14 protein-coding genes are annotated in these 15,708 nt (G+C 58.2%); 3 read left to right on the forward strand and 11 right to left on the reverse strand.

Annotated elements, in window-relative coordinates; translation table 11 throughout:
* Positions 1-38: 38 nt before the first annotated feature.
* The 3 genes from rpoD to rpsU all read right to left on the reverse strand — a co-directional run bounded on the left by rpoD (position 39) and on the right by rpsU (position 4,630).
* Positions 39-1,886: an RNA polymerase sigma factor RpoD gene (gene rpoD, locus EJA72_RS22405; protein WP_157713791.1), complete on the reverse strand. Its 1,848-nt coding sequence runs from the start codon at positions 1,884-1,886 to the stop codon at positions 39-41.
* 67 nt (positions 1,887-1,953) lie between these two features.
* On the reverse strand, positions 1,954-3,933 hold the full coding sequence (gene dnaG / locus EJA72_RS22410) for a DNA primase (RefSeq protein ID WP_157713793.1): 1,980 nt from the start codon (positions 3,931-3,933) through the stop codon (positions 1,954-1,956).
* A 481-nt stretch (positions 3,934-4,414) separates the two neighbouring features.
* Positions 4,415-4,630, reverse strand: coding sequence for a 30S ribosomal protein S21 (gene rpsU, locus EJA72_RS22415; RefSeq protein WP_002551877.1), 216 nt, complete (start codon positions 4,628-4,630; stop codon positions 4,415-4,417).
* A gap of 199 nt (positions 4,631-4,829) precedes the next feature.
* Between rpsU and tsaD the strand changes: the two genes are divergently transcribed.
* Positions 4,830-5,855: a tRNA (adenosine(37)-N6)-threonylcarbamoyltransferase complex transferase subunit TsaD gene (gene tsaD, locus EJA72_RS22420; protein ID WP_157713795.1), complete on the forward strand. Its 1,026-nt coding sequence runs from the start codon at positions 4,830-4,832 to the stop codon at positions 5,853-5,855.
* A gap of 23 nt (positions 5,856-5,878) precedes the next feature.
* On the opposite strand, the gene plsY is transcribed toward tsaD, so the two are convergent.
* Positions 5,879-6,448, reverse strand: coding sequence for a glycerol-3-phosphate 1-O-acyltransferase PlsY (gene plsY, locus EJA72_RS22425; protein ID WP_157713797.1), 570 nt, complete (start codon positions 6,446-6,448; stop codon positions 5,879-5,881).
* A gap of 74 nt (positions 6,449-6,522) precedes the next feature.
* Between plsY and folB the strand changes: the two genes are divergently transcribed.
* Both folB and folK read left to right on the forward strand, forming a co-directional pair.
* The gene (folB, locus tag EJA72_RS22430; protein WP_007993198.1) at positions 6,523-6,879 is read left to right on the forward strand and encodes a dihydroneopterin aldolase; all 357 of its coding nucleotides are present in this window, start codon (positions 6,523-6,525) and stop codon (positions 6,877-6,879) included.
* Complete coding sequence (gene folK / locus EJA72_RS22435) at positions 6,870-7,388, forward strand: 2-amino-4-hydroxy-6-hydroxymethyldihydropteridine diphosphokinase (protein ID WP_157713799.1); 519 nt, start codon at positions 6,870-6,872, stop codon at positions 7,386-7,388. Before folB ends, folK begins: the two co-directional genes overlap by 10 nt.
* 95 nt (positions 7,389-7,483) lie before the next feature.
* Here the strand turns inward: folK and EJA72_RS22440 are convergent, their stop codons facing one another.
* The 7 genes from EJA72_RS22440 to apaG form a co-directional block, all read right to left on the reverse strand.
* The gene (locus tag EJA72_RS22440; RefSeq protein WP_157713801.1) at positions 7,484-8,713 is read right to left on the reverse strand and encodes a multifunctional CCA addition/repair protein; all 1,230 of its coding nucleotides are present in this window, start codon (positions 8,711-8,713) and stop codon (positions 7,484-7,486) included.
* A 63-nt stretch (positions 8,714-8,776) separates the two neighbouring features.
* Entirely contained in the window at positions 8,777-10,339 is a 1,563-nt protein-coding gene (locus tag EJA72_RS22445) for a SpoVR family protein (RefSeq protein WP_157713803.1), read from the reverse strand.
* A complete protein-coding gene (locus tag EJA72_RS22450) occupies positions 10,336-11,607 on the reverse strand; it encodes a YeaH/YhbH family protein (RefSeq protein WP_007980218.1) in 1,272 nt (423 codons plus the stop codon). Before EJA72_RS22450 ends, EJA72_RS22445 begins: the two co-directional genes overlap by 4 nt.
* A 144-nt stretch (positions 11,608-11,751) precedes the next feature.
* Positions 11,752-13,674, reverse strand: coding sequence for a PrkA family serine protein kinase (locus EJA72_RS22455; protein ID WP_008027052.1), 1,923 nt, complete (start codon positions 13,672-13,674; stop codon positions 11,752-11,754).
* 296 nt (positions 13,675-13,970) lie between these two features.
* Complete coding sequence (gene glpE / locus EJA72_RS22460; protein ID WP_008061556.1) at positions 13,971-14,300, reverse strand: thiosulfate sulfurtransferase GlpE; 330 nt, start codon at positions 14,298-14,300, stop codon at positions 13,971-13,973.
* 33 nt (positions 14,301-14,333) lie between these two features.
* Positions 14,334-15,218 (reverse strand): symmetrical bis(5'-nucleosyl)-tetraphosphatase, encoded by an 885-nt coding sequence (locus EJA72_RS22465; RefSeq protein ID WP_157713805.1) that lies wholly within the window; start codon positions 15,216-15,218, stop codon positions 14,334-14,336.
* On the reverse strand, positions 15,218-15,598 hold the full coding sequence (gene apaG / locus EJA72_RS22470) for a Co2+/Mg2+ efflux protein ApaG (protein ID WP_157713807.1): 381 nt from the start codon (positions 15,596-15,598) through the stop codon (positions 15,218-15,220). The genes EJA72_RS22465 and apaG overlap by 1 nt, the downstream gene beginning before the upstream one ends.
* Positions 15,599-15,708 lie beyond the last annotated feature (110 nt).

The following is a 15,708-nucleotide window of genomic DNA, read 5'->3' on the forward strand; positions in this document are numbered from 1 at the left end:
AAAAGCAAAACCCCCGGCCTGGGCCGGGGGTTTTGTGATCACTCGTCGAGGAAAGAGCGCAAATGCTCGCTTCTCGTCGGGTGGCGCAGCTTGCGCAGCGCCTTGGCTTCGATCTGACGAATCCGTTCACGGGTCACGTCGAACTGCTTACCAACCTCCTCGAGGGTGTGGTCGGTATTCATGTCGATACCGAAGCGCATGCGCAGAACCTTGGCTTCACGGGCAGTGAGGCCGGACAGGACTTCGCGAGTCGCTTCTTTAAGGCTCTCAACAGTGGCGACATCGATTGGCGACTGCATGGTCGAGTCTTCGATGAAATCACCCAGATGGGAGTCTTCGTCATCACCGATCGGGGTTTCCATGGAGATCGGCTCTTTAGCGATCTTCAATACCTTGCGGATTTTATCCTCAGGCATTTCCATGCGTTCGCCCAACTCTTCCGGGGTCGGTTCGCGCCCCATTTCCTGCAACATCTGCCGGGAAATACGGTTGAGCTTGTTGATCGTCTCGATCATGTGCACCGGAATACGGATGGTGCGGGCCTGGTCAGCGATCGAGCGAGTGATCGCCTGACGGATCCACCAGGTGGCATAAGTCGAGAATTTGTAGCCGCGGCGGTATTCGAACTTGTCTACCGCTTTCATCAAGCCGATGTTGCCTTCCTGGATCAGATCGAGGAATTGCAGGCCACGGTTGGTGTACTTCTTGGCGATGGAGATCACCAGACGCAAGTTCGCTTCAACCATCTCTTTCTTCGCGCGGCGGGCCTTGGCCTCACCGATCGACATGCGACGGTTGATGTCCTTGATCTCGGCGATCGTCAAACCGGTTTCGGTTTCCAGCGCGGTCAGCTTCTGCTGGCAACGAATGATGTCCGGTTGCAGGCGACCAATGGCTTCAGCGTATTTGCTTTTGCCTTTGGCCAGTGCGTCGGTCCAGCTTTCGTCAACTTCGTTGCCCGGGAACTGGCGCAGGAAGTCGGCACGCGGCATGCGGGCATCACGCACGCACAGCTGCATGATTGCGCGCTCTTGCTGACGCAAGCGATCCAGGGCACTGCGAACACGCTCGACCAGGCCTTCGAATTGCTTCGGCACCAGTTTGATCGGCATGAACAGCTCAGCCAGGGCCAACAGCTCGGCGATGGCCAGCTTATTGGTACGGCCGTGCTTTTTCAGCGCCTTGCGGGTGATCTCCATCTGATCGGAGACCGCGCCGAAACGCTGGGCTGCGATGATCGGATCCGGACCGCTTTCGGCTTCTTCTTCGTCATCAGAGGCTTCGGCGTCATCGTCATCGGTATCGTCGTCCGCTTTCACGGCTTTCGGATCGATGGGCGGCGGCACTTCTGCAGCAGGCGGCGCGATGCCGTCATCCGGGTCGATATAACCGCTCAGGACGTCGGACAGGCGGCCACCTTCGGTGGTGACGCGAGTGTATTCGGAGAGAATATGGTCAACCGTGCCAGGGAAGTGCGCGATTGCGCCCATCACTTCGCGGATGCCCTCTTCAATACGTTTGGCGATTTCGATTTCGCCTTCACGTGTGAGGAGCTCTACCGTACCCATTTCACGCATGTACATGCGCACTGGGTCGGTGGTGCGACCAATGTCGGTCTCGACCGCTGCCAACGCTGCTGCTGCCTCTTCGGCCGCGGCTTCGTCGGTATCGGCGTCGGCCAGCATAAGGGAATCCTTATCTGGCGCAACCTCGAATACGTTGATCCCCATGTCATTGATCATGCGGATGATGTCTTCCACCTGTTCCGGATCTGAAATATCCTCCGGCAGGTGGTCGTTGACCTCCGCGTAAGTCAGGTAACCCTGCTCACGACCAAGTGTGATCAACTCTTTGATACGAGACTGCTGTTGCGCTTTTCCGGACATAACACCCTATCCACTGAAGGTCTTGGCGGGCAAAAAACAAGCCGAGGATTATACCTGAGCTATGACCTCACGCGCCAGTTGAGGTCGGGTTTGATACAGCCATATTGCGTTTTAATAGGTCGCGCATCTGATTTGCGATCTGAGTTGCTTCCTCTGCAGTCAATCCTGGCTGCCTCGCTTTCCTGATGAGTGCTTCCAGGCTATCCGTGTGTTGACCGGCTGATAGCCTAGTAATGGTGTCTAAAAACTGTTGTTCAAGGTTATCGCCGTCAATCAGCCATTCCTTTTCCGCTAATGCCTTGAGAAGGCGGCCCTGTTCGGTCCCGTGCCAGCGAGCCATCAACTGAATTGAGTTTAGCCTAGGATTTTTTTGCACGGCCTCGATAAGGGCCACCAGCAGTTGCGCGTAGGTGTTGCTCTCATTGGCGAAATGATTGGCGGTTTCTACCTTGCCAGCCAGTTCCGGGTGATGAATGAGCGTGCGCAGTGCAATCAAGGTCGGGGCTTCTACGGCGATCGGTTTGCGCGGGGTGCTTTGCTGGTCGTAGTCACCGCCGCGCTTGCCGTTCTTGTCCCAGGGCTTTTTGTCCCACTTCTTGCCGCCGGCGCCGGGTTTTTTCGGTGTCCATTCCTGCTGCGGCACGTACATCTCTTGTGCCTGCGGCTGATGGTGGTCGCTGTAATCCGGCATGGCGTCGTAATCGATGCCCGGGTCGTAAGTCGGTGGCGCTTCCTGCGGTGCGCTTTGCACCAGTTGGCTTACGGCTTCACCGCTGAGCCCGGTAATTTCGCTCAGGCGCTGGCGCATCAGGATGCGCAGGTTGGCGCCCGGGACTTTATCGATCAGCGGCGCGGCGAGGGTGGCCATGTGGGCTTTGCCTTCGAGCGAGCGCGGGTCCGATTCCTCGGTCAGCTGCTGAAAAAAGTAATCCGCCAGCGGTTGAGCGTGTTGATTGATTCGTGCGCGGAAAGCATCCGTCCCTTCGGAGCGGACCAGCGTATCGGGGTCTTCACCCTCGGGCAGGAACAGGAAGCGTGCGCGCCGGCCGTCTTGCAGGCAGGGCAGAGCCGCTTCCAGTGCTCGCCAGGCGGCGTTGCGGCCAGCCTGGTCGCCGTCAAAACAGAACAGCACGTTGGGCACGACACGAAACAGTCGTTTCAAGTGTTCTTCGCTGGTGGCGGTGCCCAGCGTGGCGACGGCATTGCGCAGACCTTGTTGGGCGAGGGCAATGACGTCCATGTAGCCTTCGACGACGATGATTTCGTCGAGATTGCGGTTGTTCTTGCGTGCTTCATAAAGGCCGTAGAGTTCCTGGCCTTTATGGAATACCGGGGTTTCCGGTGAGTTCAGGTATTTCGGCTTGTCATCGCCCAGTACGCGGCCGCCGAAAGCGATGATGCGCCCGCGGCTATCGCGGATCGGGAACATCACGCGATCGCGGAAGCGGTCGTAGCGTTTGCCGGTTTCGGCGTTTTCGATCAACAGGCCGGCATCGACCATGGCTTTTTGTTGCAGGGTGTCGCTGCTCAAGTGCTTGAACAGATTGTCCCAGCCCGGCGGCGCGAAGCCGAGGCCGAAGTCTCTGGCAATCTCGCCGGTCAGTCCACGACCTTTCAAGTAGTCCACCGCGGCTTTGCGTGATGGATGGCTCTTCAGGGCCTGACGGTAAAAGTCGGCGGCGGCGGTGAGCAGGGGGTACAGCGGCGAATCGGTTGGCTGTCGCGGTTTGTGCGGTCGGCCGCTTTCTTCGCGGGGGATTTCCATGCCGGCGGCTTTGGCGAGTTCCTCGACTGCCTGGATGAAATCCAGGTTGTCGTGGTCCATCATGAAGCCGAGGGCGTTGCCGCCAGCGCCGCAGCCAAAGCAATAATAGAACTGCTTGTCAGGGCTGACGCTGAAGGACGGGGTTTTCTCTTTGTGGAACGGGCAGCAGGCCGTGTAATTCTTGCCGGCCTTTTTCATTTGCAGGCGCGAGCTGACCACATCGACGATGTCGGTGCGGTTCAGAAGGTCGTCAATGAAGCTCTGGGGAATTAGCCCGGCCATGGCGTTCTCGTCATCTGCGCTGAAAGGGGCCCGAAACGAAGGGCTGGCGAATGCGGGTCATTGTTTGAGGCACGCAAAATGTGCGGCTCGACCAGTGTCGTCTGCGTAATCGCTGTCGGGAAGTGTATCTGCCGAAAATCCACTGACGTTAATACCCATCAGTATTCGACTATTTGAAAGTGTTGCGCTGAATCCGCTACGGCCAGTCGATAGCCTCGGATAGCTCATAAGCGGGCACGCAAGAAGGTGCCTTGGGCTGATCGTCGTGAGAGGAATCAGTGGGTGTGCTCGTCAGTAGCCTTGGAAGGCTCGTCAGAAAAGACGTGCACCGCTGGCAAAAGAGCCAGGTCTGACGCTGTAAAGCATGTTCGTCTCGGTCGCGTCTGCGGCTTTGACGGTGAAGCATCAAGCGTATTCCGCAAATGCCATTAGCCCGGCTGAGGGCCGGGCTTGGCAGAAGCTTGCTACGATCGTCTGTGTATTAGTACAGACGAACGGCGCGGCGCTGTTCGCGCTGAACTTTCTTGGCGTGACGCTTAACAGCGGCTGCTGCTTTGCGCTTACGCTCAGAAGTCGGCTTCTCGTAGAATTCGCGGCTACGAACTTCAGCCAGTACACCGGCTTTTTCGCAGGAGCGCTTGAAACGACGCAGAGCTACGTCGAAGGGTTCGTTCTCTTTTACTTTGACGGCTGGCATCCAGAGCTACCTTCATTCATTACCGGGGTCAACATCCTCGTGGCAAAAGAGCACTTGAAGACGTCGGTTTTTAAGGGTTGCGGATGTTAACCCCTCATCGCTCGGAATGCAAAGCCTCTGATCGAAAACCGCTGGTCGGGGCATCACGTGGCGACTATTATGCGCGCCTTCGAATTCAGCCTAAACAAGGCGCAAACCCATGCTAGTACTGGGATTAGAAACCTCCTGCGACGAAACCGGTGTCGCACTTTACGACAGTGAACGTGGTTTACTCGCCGACGCGCTGTTCAGTCAGATCGACCTGCACCGTGCCTATGGCGGTGTGGTGCCGGAGCTGGCCTCGCGGGACCACGTAAAGCGCATGCTGCCCTTGATTCGTCAGGTGTTGGCCGAAGCCGACTGTGTGCCGACCGAGATCGACGCCATCGCCTACACCGCGGGTCCTGGCCTGGTGGGGGCTTTGCTCGTGGGCGCTTCCTGCGCTCAGGCGCTCGCCTTTGCCTGGGGCATTCCGGCCCTGGGCGTACACCACATGGAAGGCCACTTGCTGGCACCGATGCTGGAGTCTCAACCACCGGAATTCCCGTTCGTCGCTTTGTTGGTATCCGGCGGTCATACGCAGCTGGTTCAGGTCGACGGGATCGGGCAATACACACTCCTGGGCGAGACCCTCGACGACGCTGCCGGTGAAGCGTTCGACAAGACGGCGAAGATGATGGGGCTCAATTATCCGGGGGGGCCGGAAATCGCTCGTCTGGCGGAGCAGGGTGTCGCAGGACGTTTCCTCTTCCCGCGTCCGATGTGCGACCGCTCGGGCCTGGCTTTCAGCTTCAGCGGCTTGAAAACCTTCGCGCTGAACACCTGGCAGCAGTGCGTCAGCGCCGGGGACGACAGTGAGCAAGCCCGTTGCGACATCTCGCTGGCGTTCCAGCAGGCCGTGGTGGAGACTTTGACCATCAAGTGCAAGCGAGCCCTTAAACAGGCCGGCATGAAGCGCCTGGTGATCGCTGGGGGCGTTAGCGCAAACAAGGCGCTGCGGTCGTCTCTGGAAAAAATGCTCGGCGACATGAAAGGCGATGTGTTTTATGCCCGTCCGGAATTTTGCACCGACAATGGCGCGATGATTGCGTTTGCCGGTTGTCAGCGCTTGCAGGCCGGTCAGCACGAGAGTCTGGCAATCAGTGTGCAGGCGCGCTGGCCGATGGAGCAATTGACGGGCTTGTGATGAAAGGCGTTCATGCCCGGTATTTAAAAATGCCGTTCGCGCCCGGCAAACAGGTCGCGTAGATTGCCGCGATGGCGCCAGACGATCAGTCCCGTGAGTGCGCTCATGGGCAGCAGGGCCGCTGGTTCTTGCCAGGCCAGCAGCGGCAGGGTCAGCGGTGTGGCAATGAGTGCAGCCAGTGAGCTGGTGCGGGTCAGGTAGAACGTCAGCAGCCAGGCGCAGATCGCCAGTAAAGCGGCAGGCGGATACAGGCCGAGCAGCATGCCGGCAGCGGTGGCGACACCCTTGCCGCCGCGAAAGCGAAAATATACGGGGAACAGGTGACCGATGACGGCGCAGACGCCGATCCAGGCCTGTTCTTGCAGGGAAAGGCCGGCAGCGCCTGCAATCAGTACCGGTAGAAGGCCTTTGCAGAGGTCGCCGATCAAGGTCAGGACGGCCAGTTTCTTGCCGGCCAGACGCAACATGTTGGTCGCGCCGGCATTGCCCGAACCACTCATTCGCGGATCGGGATTTCCCGTCAGGCGGCTGAGCAAAATGGCGAAGGACAGCGAGCCGAGCAGGTAGGCGAGGATCGCCAATAACCAAAACATGCTAACTATTCCGGGCGAGGACGCCCTGATTCTAACGGCGCATTGCGCCCTTGTCGTGCAGCGGAGAAAAGTGCTTGGACAGAGTGTTTATCGAGGGCCTGGAAGTCGACACCGTGATTGGTGCCTACGACTGGGAGCGAGGCATCCGACAGTGCTTGCGACTTGATCTGAGTTTTGCCTGGGACAATCGCCCGGCAGCCGCTGGCGATGACCTGACACTGGCGCTTGATTACGCCAGTGTGTCGTCCCGTATCCAGGCGTTTGCCGAGCAGGCGCAGTTCCAGCTGGTCGAGACGTTCGCCGAGCGCCTGGTTGAGGTGCTCATGAGCGAATTCAAGATCACCTGGGTGCGCCTCAAGTTGACTAAACCAGGCGCCGTCCCGGCCGCCACGGGTGGCGTGGGCGTGGAGATCGAGCGCGGATGTCGCTGACACAGGTGTACCTCGGGCTCGGTAGCAATATCGAGCGCGAAACCCATTTGCGCGCAGGCCTGGAAGCCTTGGCGGGTTTTCTGGTGGATTTACGCTGCTCGGCGGTATTCGAAAGCCAGCCAGTGGGCATCAAGAGTGGGCCGTTCTTCAATTTCGTGGTCTCCGCCTACACCGATCTGCCCCTGATGGAGCTCGACCGCCGACTCAAGTTCATCGAGGCAGACAACGGTCGATACGCACCGGATCGCAAGGGCTTGCCGCTGGATATCGACGTGTTGTTGTTTGGCGATCTTGTCGGCAATTTCGACGGATTGATCCTTCCTCGTGCCGAAATTCTGAAAAATGCTTTTGTGTTGTGGCCGTTGTCGCTGATTGCGCCAGACCGTGTGCATCCGGGCGTAGGCAAGCGCTTTGCGGCCTTGTGGGAAGAGGCGCAGATTGATCAGGTGTTGGCGCCGGTGGGATTTGTGTGGCGTGGGGAGCAGCTGACGCCTTCGAATTTGTTGTGAACTGACTGACGCCATCGCGAGCAGGCTCGCTCCTACAGGGTTAAGCAATTCCCTGTGGGAGCGAGCCTGCTCCGGGCGGCGTTCCGACGAAGCTTTTAGGCCGATGCCGCCTCTTTGTAGGCTTTCAGCGCCTTGAGCCGCTCTCGCTTGATCGCTTCTCCCAGCTCCGGTCCCTTGAATCCCTGCTCCAGCAGCGGTTGAACCGCCACACCGCGAGCCGCAGCTGCTGCCCCGCGCAAATAGTCCGCCTGTGGATAACTTCTCTGCTCCAACCCCTTGCGCCCGCGCGCATCCATCTCACACGCCGCAATAAACTCCTCAAAACGCTGCGGTCGTCGGTAAACATCGAAACTCTGCAGCAGCTCCAGCAACGTCGAAGGCTTCAGTTCCAGTGCCCGGTGGCCATGGGTGTGGTATTGACCCACCAACAATGCCAGTTCCTGGCAGTCCTTCGGCGCCTTGAAACGTTCGTTGACCGCTTTGATCGGCTTCAAGCCTTTGTGTTCGTGAGCGATGTGCCGTGGCCACTCGCCCTCGGGTGTCAGCCCTTTACCCACGTCATGCAGCAAGCAAGCCCAGCGCACGGTCAACGGCTGTTTGTGCAGCGCCGCTTGCTCCAGCACGCCTAGGGTATGCACGCCGCTGTCTATTTCCGGGTGATGGATTTCCGGTTGCGGCACACCAAATAACGCGTCGACTTCCGGCATCAGCACCTTGAGCGCGCCGCACTGACGAAGTGTCTCGATGAACACTTGTGGCTGATCTTCCATCAGTGCGCGGGAGATTTCTTTCCAGCTGCGTTCGGCGGTCAAGGCTTCGAGTTCGCCTGATTCGCTGAGCTGGCGCATCAGCTCCAGCGTTTCCGGGGCAACGGTAAAACCCAGCCCCGCATAACGCGCCGCAAAGCGGGCTACGCGTAGAACCCTGAGCGGATCTTCGGCGAAAGCGGGGGAAACGTGGCGGAGTACTCTCGCTTCAAGATCGCGCTGGCCATGGTACGGATCCGTCAGGTTGTGCTGATCGTCTTCGGCCATCGCGTTGATCGTCAGGTCGCGTCGGATAAGGTCTTCTTCGAGGGTGACATCGGGGCTGGCATGGAAGGTGAAACCGCCGTAACCACGTCCGCTTTTGCGTTCGGTGCGGGCGAGGGCGTATTCCTCGCCGCTTTTAGGGTGAAGAAAAACCGGAAAGTCAGCGCCCACCGGGCGATAGCCCTTGGCGAGCATCTCTTCGGTGGTGGCGCCTACCACGACCCAATCGATGTCGGTGACAGGTTTGCCCAGCAGGCGATCACGTACTGCACCGCCGACTTTATAAATCTGCATAAAAAACCTCCGTTAGCTCGACAGAATAACCTTTGCGTCGAACTTCCGGAGGCCGAAACAGAATCAAAGATGGATGACGGCCAAGTCCAGCCGGCCGTAATCGCCTTCGCTGTGCTCGTTTCTGGGCGGCACATGGTGGGTTTTCATCACCTGATCCCCTTGCAGGGTTTCCAGATGGATGTCGAAACCCCAGAGCCGGTGCAGGTGTTTGAGCACTTCCTCGGTGGATTCGCCCAGCGGTTTGCGGTCGTGTTGTTGATGACGCAGGGTCAGGGAGCGGTCGCCACGCCGGTCGATGCTGTAGATCTGCACGTTGGGTTCACGATTGCCAAGGTTGTACTGCGCCGCCAGGGTTTCCCGGATGACGCGGTAGCCATCTTCATCGTGAATCGCCGGGACCAGCAGGTCGTCTTTCTGGTCGTCATCGAGAATGCTGAACAGTTTTAGATCGCGGATCACCTTGGGTGACAAGTACTGCAGGATGAAGCTCTCATCCTTGAAGCTGCTCATGGCGAACTTGATAGTCGACAGCCAATCCGTGCCGGCAATTTCCGGGAACCAGCGGTAATCCTCTTCCGTCGGGCTTTCGCACATGCGCCGAATATCGCGGTACATCGCAAAACCCAAGGTGTAGGGGTTTATCCCGTTGTAGTAAGGGCTGTCGAACCCCGGTTGGTAAACCACGCTGGTATGGGATGTCAGGAACTCCATCATGAAGCCGTCGGTGACCAGGCCTTCGTCGTACAAATCGTTCATCAGGGTGTAGTGCCAGAACGTGGCCCAGCCTTCGTTCATTACCTGTGTCTGGCGTTGTGGATAAAAATACTGGGCAATCTTGCGCACGATCCGCACGATTTCCCGCTGCCACGGTTCCAGCAGCGGCGCGTGTTTTTCGATGAAATAGAGGATGTTTTCCTGAGGTTCGGCGGGGAAGCGCGCGTTGTCCTTGTCGCTGTATTTGTCCGCGCCTTTCGGAATGGTGCGCCACAGATCGTTGATCTGCTTCTGCAAATGCTCCTCCCGATCCTTCTGCCGGCGACGTTCTTCTTCCGCAGAAATCGGATAGGGCCGTTTGTAGCGATCAACGCCGTAATTCATCAGGGCATGGCAAGAGTCGAGCAGATCCTCGACCGCGTCGATACCGTGGCGCTCTTCACATTGCATGATGTACTGCTTGGCGAAGACCAGGTAATCGATGATCGAACTGGCATCGGTCCAGGTCCGGAACAGGTAGTTGCCTTTGAAGAAGCTGTTATGGCCGTAGCAGGCATGTGCCACCACCAGTGCCTGCATGCAGATGGTGTTTTCTTCCATCAGGTAGGCAATGCAAGGGTCCGAGTTGATCACGATCTCGTAGGCCAGGCCCATCTGGCCGCGGGAGTAGGATTTTTCGGTGCTGAGGAAGTGTTTGCCGTAAGACCAATGGTGGTAACCCAGCGGCATACCGACCGACGCATAGGCGTCCATCATCTGCTCGGCGGTGATCACTTCGATCTGGTTGGGGTAGGTATCGAGCGCGTAACCAGCCGCAATACGACTGATTTCGCGGTCGTAGGCCTGGATCAGCTCGAAGGTCCATTCAGAGCCGGTGGAAATGGGTTGGCGCTTCTGCTCTTTGGCGGTCATGTCACTAACCTGCGCTGGAAGAGTTCACGGAAGACCGGATAGATATCCCCGGCCGAGACCAGTTGTTGCTGGGCGAACGTGTCGGAAAAGGCTTCGGCGATGCGTTCGTACTCGAACCACAGGGCCTGGTGTTCCCGCGGGGTTATCTCAACGTAAGTGTAGTACTGCACGAACGGCATGATCTGGTTGATCAAAATGTCGCGGCAGATAGGCGAATCGTCGTTCCAGTTGTCGCCGTCGGAGGCTTGGGCGGCGTAGATGTTCCACTCATTGCTCGGATAGCGCTCGGCCATGATTTCCTGCATCAGCTTCAAGGCGCTGGAGACAATGGTGCCGCCGGTTTCGCGAGAGTAGAAGAATTCTTCCTCGTCGACTTCCCGGGCGCTGGTGTGGTGGCGGATGAACACGACATCAATCTTGTCGTAGTTCCGCTTGAGGAACAGGTACAGCAAGATGAAGAAGCGCTTGGCGATGTCCTTCGTCGCCTGGGTCATCGAGCCGGACACGTCCATCAGGCAGAACATAACGGCCTTCGAACTGGGGTTGGGTTGCTTGATGAGCAGGTTGTACTTGAGGTCGAAAGTATCGAGGAACGGCACGCGGTGAATGCGCGCGCTGAGTTTTTCGATTTCGGCTTCGATTTCCTGGATATCGCCGAAGTTGTCCGGCTCTTCCTGTTTGAGACGCAGCAGTTCTTCTTTGGCTTCACGCAGTTTTGCGCGGCTGCTGCCGGAGAGGGCAATGCGCCGTGCGTGGGCTGAGCGCAGGGTACGGATGATGTTGATCCGCGACGGGTTGCCCTCGTTACTGATCCCGGCTCGAACGGTCTTGAAGGTGTCGGTACCCGTCAGGTTGCGCTTGACCAGGTTCGGCAGCTCAAGGTCCTCGAACATGAATTCAAGAAACTCTTCCTGCGTGATCTGGAAGACGAACTCGTCCATCCCTTCACCCGAGTTGCCGGCCTTGCCGGGGCCTCGACCGCCGCCCCCTCCTGGTGGGCGGGCAATGTGCTCGCCACTGGTGAATTCCTTGTTGCCCGGATGCACGACGGTCTGTTTGCCGCCGCGCCCGTGGTGAAGCACCGGCTCGTCGATGTCGCGGCCGGGAATGCTGATCTGTTCACCGTGTTCCATATCGGTAATGGAACGCCGGCTGACCGCCTCTTCGACGGCTTTCTTGATGTGATCACGGTAGCGCCGCAGAAACCGCTGACGGTTCACCGTGCTCTTGTTCTTGCCATTGAGACGTCGGTCGATCACATAGCTCATAGGCCCTCCGGGGAGCTTCGAGTCATAAGCTTCAAGCTGCAAGACAGAAGCTTCAGAAACAAGCGGCGCGCGACATATGGCCACAAATACTGCGCAAACCAAGCGCTTGTGGCGATACGTTGTCGTTTGCCGCTTGCAGCTCCCTTATTGGGATTTTCTGACCCGCAGGTACCACTCGGACAGCAGTCGTACCTGTTTGTCGGTGTAGCCCCGTTCGACCATTCGAGTGACAAAGTCGTTGTGTTTTTGCTGGTCCTCTTTGCTGGCCTTGGCATTGAAGCTGATGACCGGCAGGAGGTCTTCGGTGTTGGAGAACATTTTCTTCTCGATGACTACCCGCAGTTTTTCGTAGCTGAGCCAGGTCGGATTTTTGCCATTGTTGTTGGCCCGGGCGCGCAAAACGAAGTTGACGATCTCGTTGCGGAAATCCTTGGGATTGCTGATACCAGCCGGTTTTTCGATTTTCTCCAGCTCTTCGTTCAATGCCACACGGTTGAGGATCTCGCCGGTTTCCGGGTCGCGGTATTCCTGGTCCTGGATCCAGAAGTCGGCGTACAGCACATAGCGATCGAAGATGTTCTGGCCGTACTCGCTGTAAGACTCGAGGTAGGCCGTCTGGATTTCTTTGCCGATGAACTCGATATAACGCGGCGCCAGGTACTCTTTGAGGAAGCGCAGGTAGCGTTCGCGGGTTTCAGCCTGGAATTGTTCCTGTTCGATCTGTTGTTCCAGCACATACAACAAATGCACCGGGTTGGCGGCAATTTCGTGCGGGTCGAAGTTGAAGACCTTCGACAGGATCTTGAACGCGAAGCGGGTCGACAGGCCGTTCATGCCTTCGTCGACACCGGCGTTGTCGCGGTATTCCTGGATCGACTTGGCCTTCGGATCGGTGTCCTTGAGGTTCTCGCCGTCATACACGCGCATCTTGGAGTAGATGTTGGAGTTTTCAGGCTCTTTAAGGCGCGACAGTACGGTGAACTGGGCGAGCATCTTCAACGTGTCTGGCGCGCAGTGAGCCTTCGCCAGCGAACTGTTGAACAGCAGTTTGTCGTAGATCTTCACTTCGTCGCTGACCCGCAGGCAGTACGGCACTTTGACGATGTAGATCCGGTCGATGAAGGCTTCGTTGTTTTTGTTGTTACGGAAGGTATGCCATTCCGATTCGTTGGAGTGGGCCAGCAGGATCCCGGTAAACGGAATCGCCCCGAGGCCTTCGGTACTGTTGTAATTGCCTTCCTGGGTGGCGGTCAGGAGTGGGTGCAGCACCTTGATCGGTGCCTTGAACATTTCGACGAATTCCATCAGGCCCTGGTTGGCCCGGCACAGGGCGCCCGAGTAGCTGTAGGCGTCGGCGTCGTTCTGCGGGAATTCTTCCAGTTTGCGGATATCGACCTTGCCCACCAGTGCCGAGATGTCCTGGTTGTTTTCATCTCCCGGCTCGGTTTTGGCCACGGCGATCTGGTTGAGGATCGACGGGTAGAGTTTCACTACGCGGAACTGGCTGATGTCACCACCGAACTCGGCCAGGCGCTTGGTAGCCCATGGCGACATGATGGTGTTGAGGTAGCGACGGGGAATGCCGAAGTCTTCCTCGAGGATCGCGCCATCTTCGGTGGCGTTGAACAGACCCAGGGGCGATTCGAAAACCGGTGAGCCCTTGATTGCATAGAAGGGCACTTTCTCGATCAGTTGTTTCAGCTTCTCGGCCAGGGACGATTTACCGCCACCGACGGGGCCGAGCAGATAGAGGATTTGTTTCTTCTCTTCCAGGCCCTGAGCGGCATGGCGGAAATACGAGACGATCTGGTCGATGCATTCTTCCATCCCGTGGAAGTCTTCAAAGGCCGGATAGCGGCGGATCACCTTGTTGGAAAAGATTCGCGACAGTCTCGAGTTGGTCGAGGTGTCGAGCAGCTCCGGTTCCCCGATGGCCAGCAGCAGACGCTCGGCGGCGGAAACGTAGGCGCTGCGGTCCTTTTTGCACAGCTCAAGATACTCTTGCAGCGAGAGTTCTTCCTGGCGTGTGGACTCGAAGCGTTGTTGGAAGTGGCTAAAGATACTCATGACGTCACCTCGCTCGATACGTGGAGCCGACGCCGGATCACTCAGTCGATGCTGGCAGCAACCGAACAGGCGGTCGCTGTTTACCCCCCAGAACTCTTTCGGAAATGACGACCCCGAAAGCTACTCCCGATGATCCGCGCGCCGGTGTACCGGCTCTCCCCTGTTTTGGATGGCCTGCGCTTAAGGATAGTTGGGAATTCGGGAGGTAAAGGACGGATGCGTAATTAGTTGTGGCAGACCGTTCGTCTGCCACCGCGCTAGCCCGCGGGGGCCGGGGCTTGCGCGTTACAAAAATATTATTCGCTGGTGCCTTGCGCCGTTTCCGCAGGATACGTCGTGCGCCACAGCTCAAAACCGCCATCCATGCTGTAGACGTCGGAGAAACCCTGGCTGATCAGGTAGGCGGCAGCGCCCTGGCTGGAGTTGCCGTGGTAACAGACCACCACGGTCGGCGCATCGAGGTCGGCACCCTGGATAAAGGCATGCAGCGAGTGATTGTCCAGGTGCTTCGAGCCACTGATGTGCAGCGCGGCAAAAGTCGCAGGATCACGGACGTCGACCACCACGGCACCTTGCTCGCGCAGGGCCTGGGCCTGTTCCGGGGGGATACGTTTGAATTCGCTCATGGCGTGCTCCTGTGGCTCGGCTGAAAGCGCAGTCTAGCGCGGGGCGCTGGCTGACGATGGTTCGGAAATGGGTAGGGCGACTGGCGGCACGGCGGCATTGCCATGCTCGTCGCATTTACAGGTCAGGCGTACACCGCTGTCGACGTTCATCAGGGTCAGGGCGCCGCCCCAGACGCAACCGGTGTCGAGTGCCGAAATGCCTGGCTCGTCGCATTGGCCTTCCAGCGCAGCCCAATGGCCGAAAATAATTCGCAGGCCTTTGGTCTTGCGATCCTTGTGCTGGAACCAGGGTTTGTAGCCTGGCGGTGCGGTCCCAAGGCCTTCTTTGGTCTTGAGATCCAATTTGCCGTCGGCAGTACAGAAACGCATGCGGGTGAAATAGTTAGTGATGACTCGAAGGCGCGTAACACCTTTGAGGTCGCCGTCCCATTTCACCGGCTCGTTGCCGTACATGCCATCGAGGTAGGGCGAGAACAGATTATCGTCGCACAGCGCCGTCTCGACCTCGGCAGCGCACTTCAAGGCTTTGCGCAGCGACCATTGCGGTGGAATGCCGGCATGCACCAATGCAACGTTTCGTTGCTCGTCGTAGTGCATGAGTTTTTGCCGACGCAGCCAGTCCAGCAGATCGGCGCAATCGGGTGCCTGGAGGATTTCGCTCAGGGTATCGGCTTTTTTCAAGCGTTCGATGTTCTTCCCGGCGGCCAGCAAATGCAGGTCATGGTTGCCAAGCACGCAGACCAGCGATTCGCGGATGCTATAAAGGAAGCGCAGCGTTTGCAGCGACTGCGGGCCGCGGTTGACCAGGTCGCCCACCAGCCAGAGTTTGTCGTGAGCAGGGTCAAAAGCGACCTGTTTGAGCAGGCACTGCAGTGGCTCGAGGCAACCTTGCAGGTCGCCGACGGCATACGTCGCCATCAGTGCAGGGCTCCAGGGACCGCCAAGCGGAATGGCCTGATGATGGCGTCGAAATGCTTGCCGTCATCGGCGAGCATTTGATAGGTCCCTTGCATGGTGCCGACCTTGGAGGTCATGACAGTGCCGCTGCTGTAGGTGTGGCTCTCGCCTGCCTCGATCAGCGGTTGCTGGCCGACCACCCCCGCACCGCGAACCTCCTCGACATGCCCGTCACCATCGGTGATCACCCAGTGCCGCGACAGCAACTTGGCCGGTAACTCGCCATTGTTGTGCACGGTGATGGTGTAAGCGAAGGCAAAGCGATCTTGCTCGGGTTGCGATTGTTCTGCCAGATAGCGGGTGACGACGCTGACGTCGACCTGATAGCGAGGATCGGACATTCAAGAGGCCTTAAAAACGAAGCGGGACGCGGGGCGTAGCTGACATTAATCAGTCTAGGCCAAGTATCGGATAGTAAACCAGACATGGGCGCTGGTGTCCTACCCGATAA

This window comes from Pseudomonas sp. PB120 (assembly GCF_009761815.1).
Lineage (GTDB): Bacteria > Pseudomonadota > Gammaproteobacteria > Pseudomonadales > Pseudomonadaceae > Aquipseudomonas.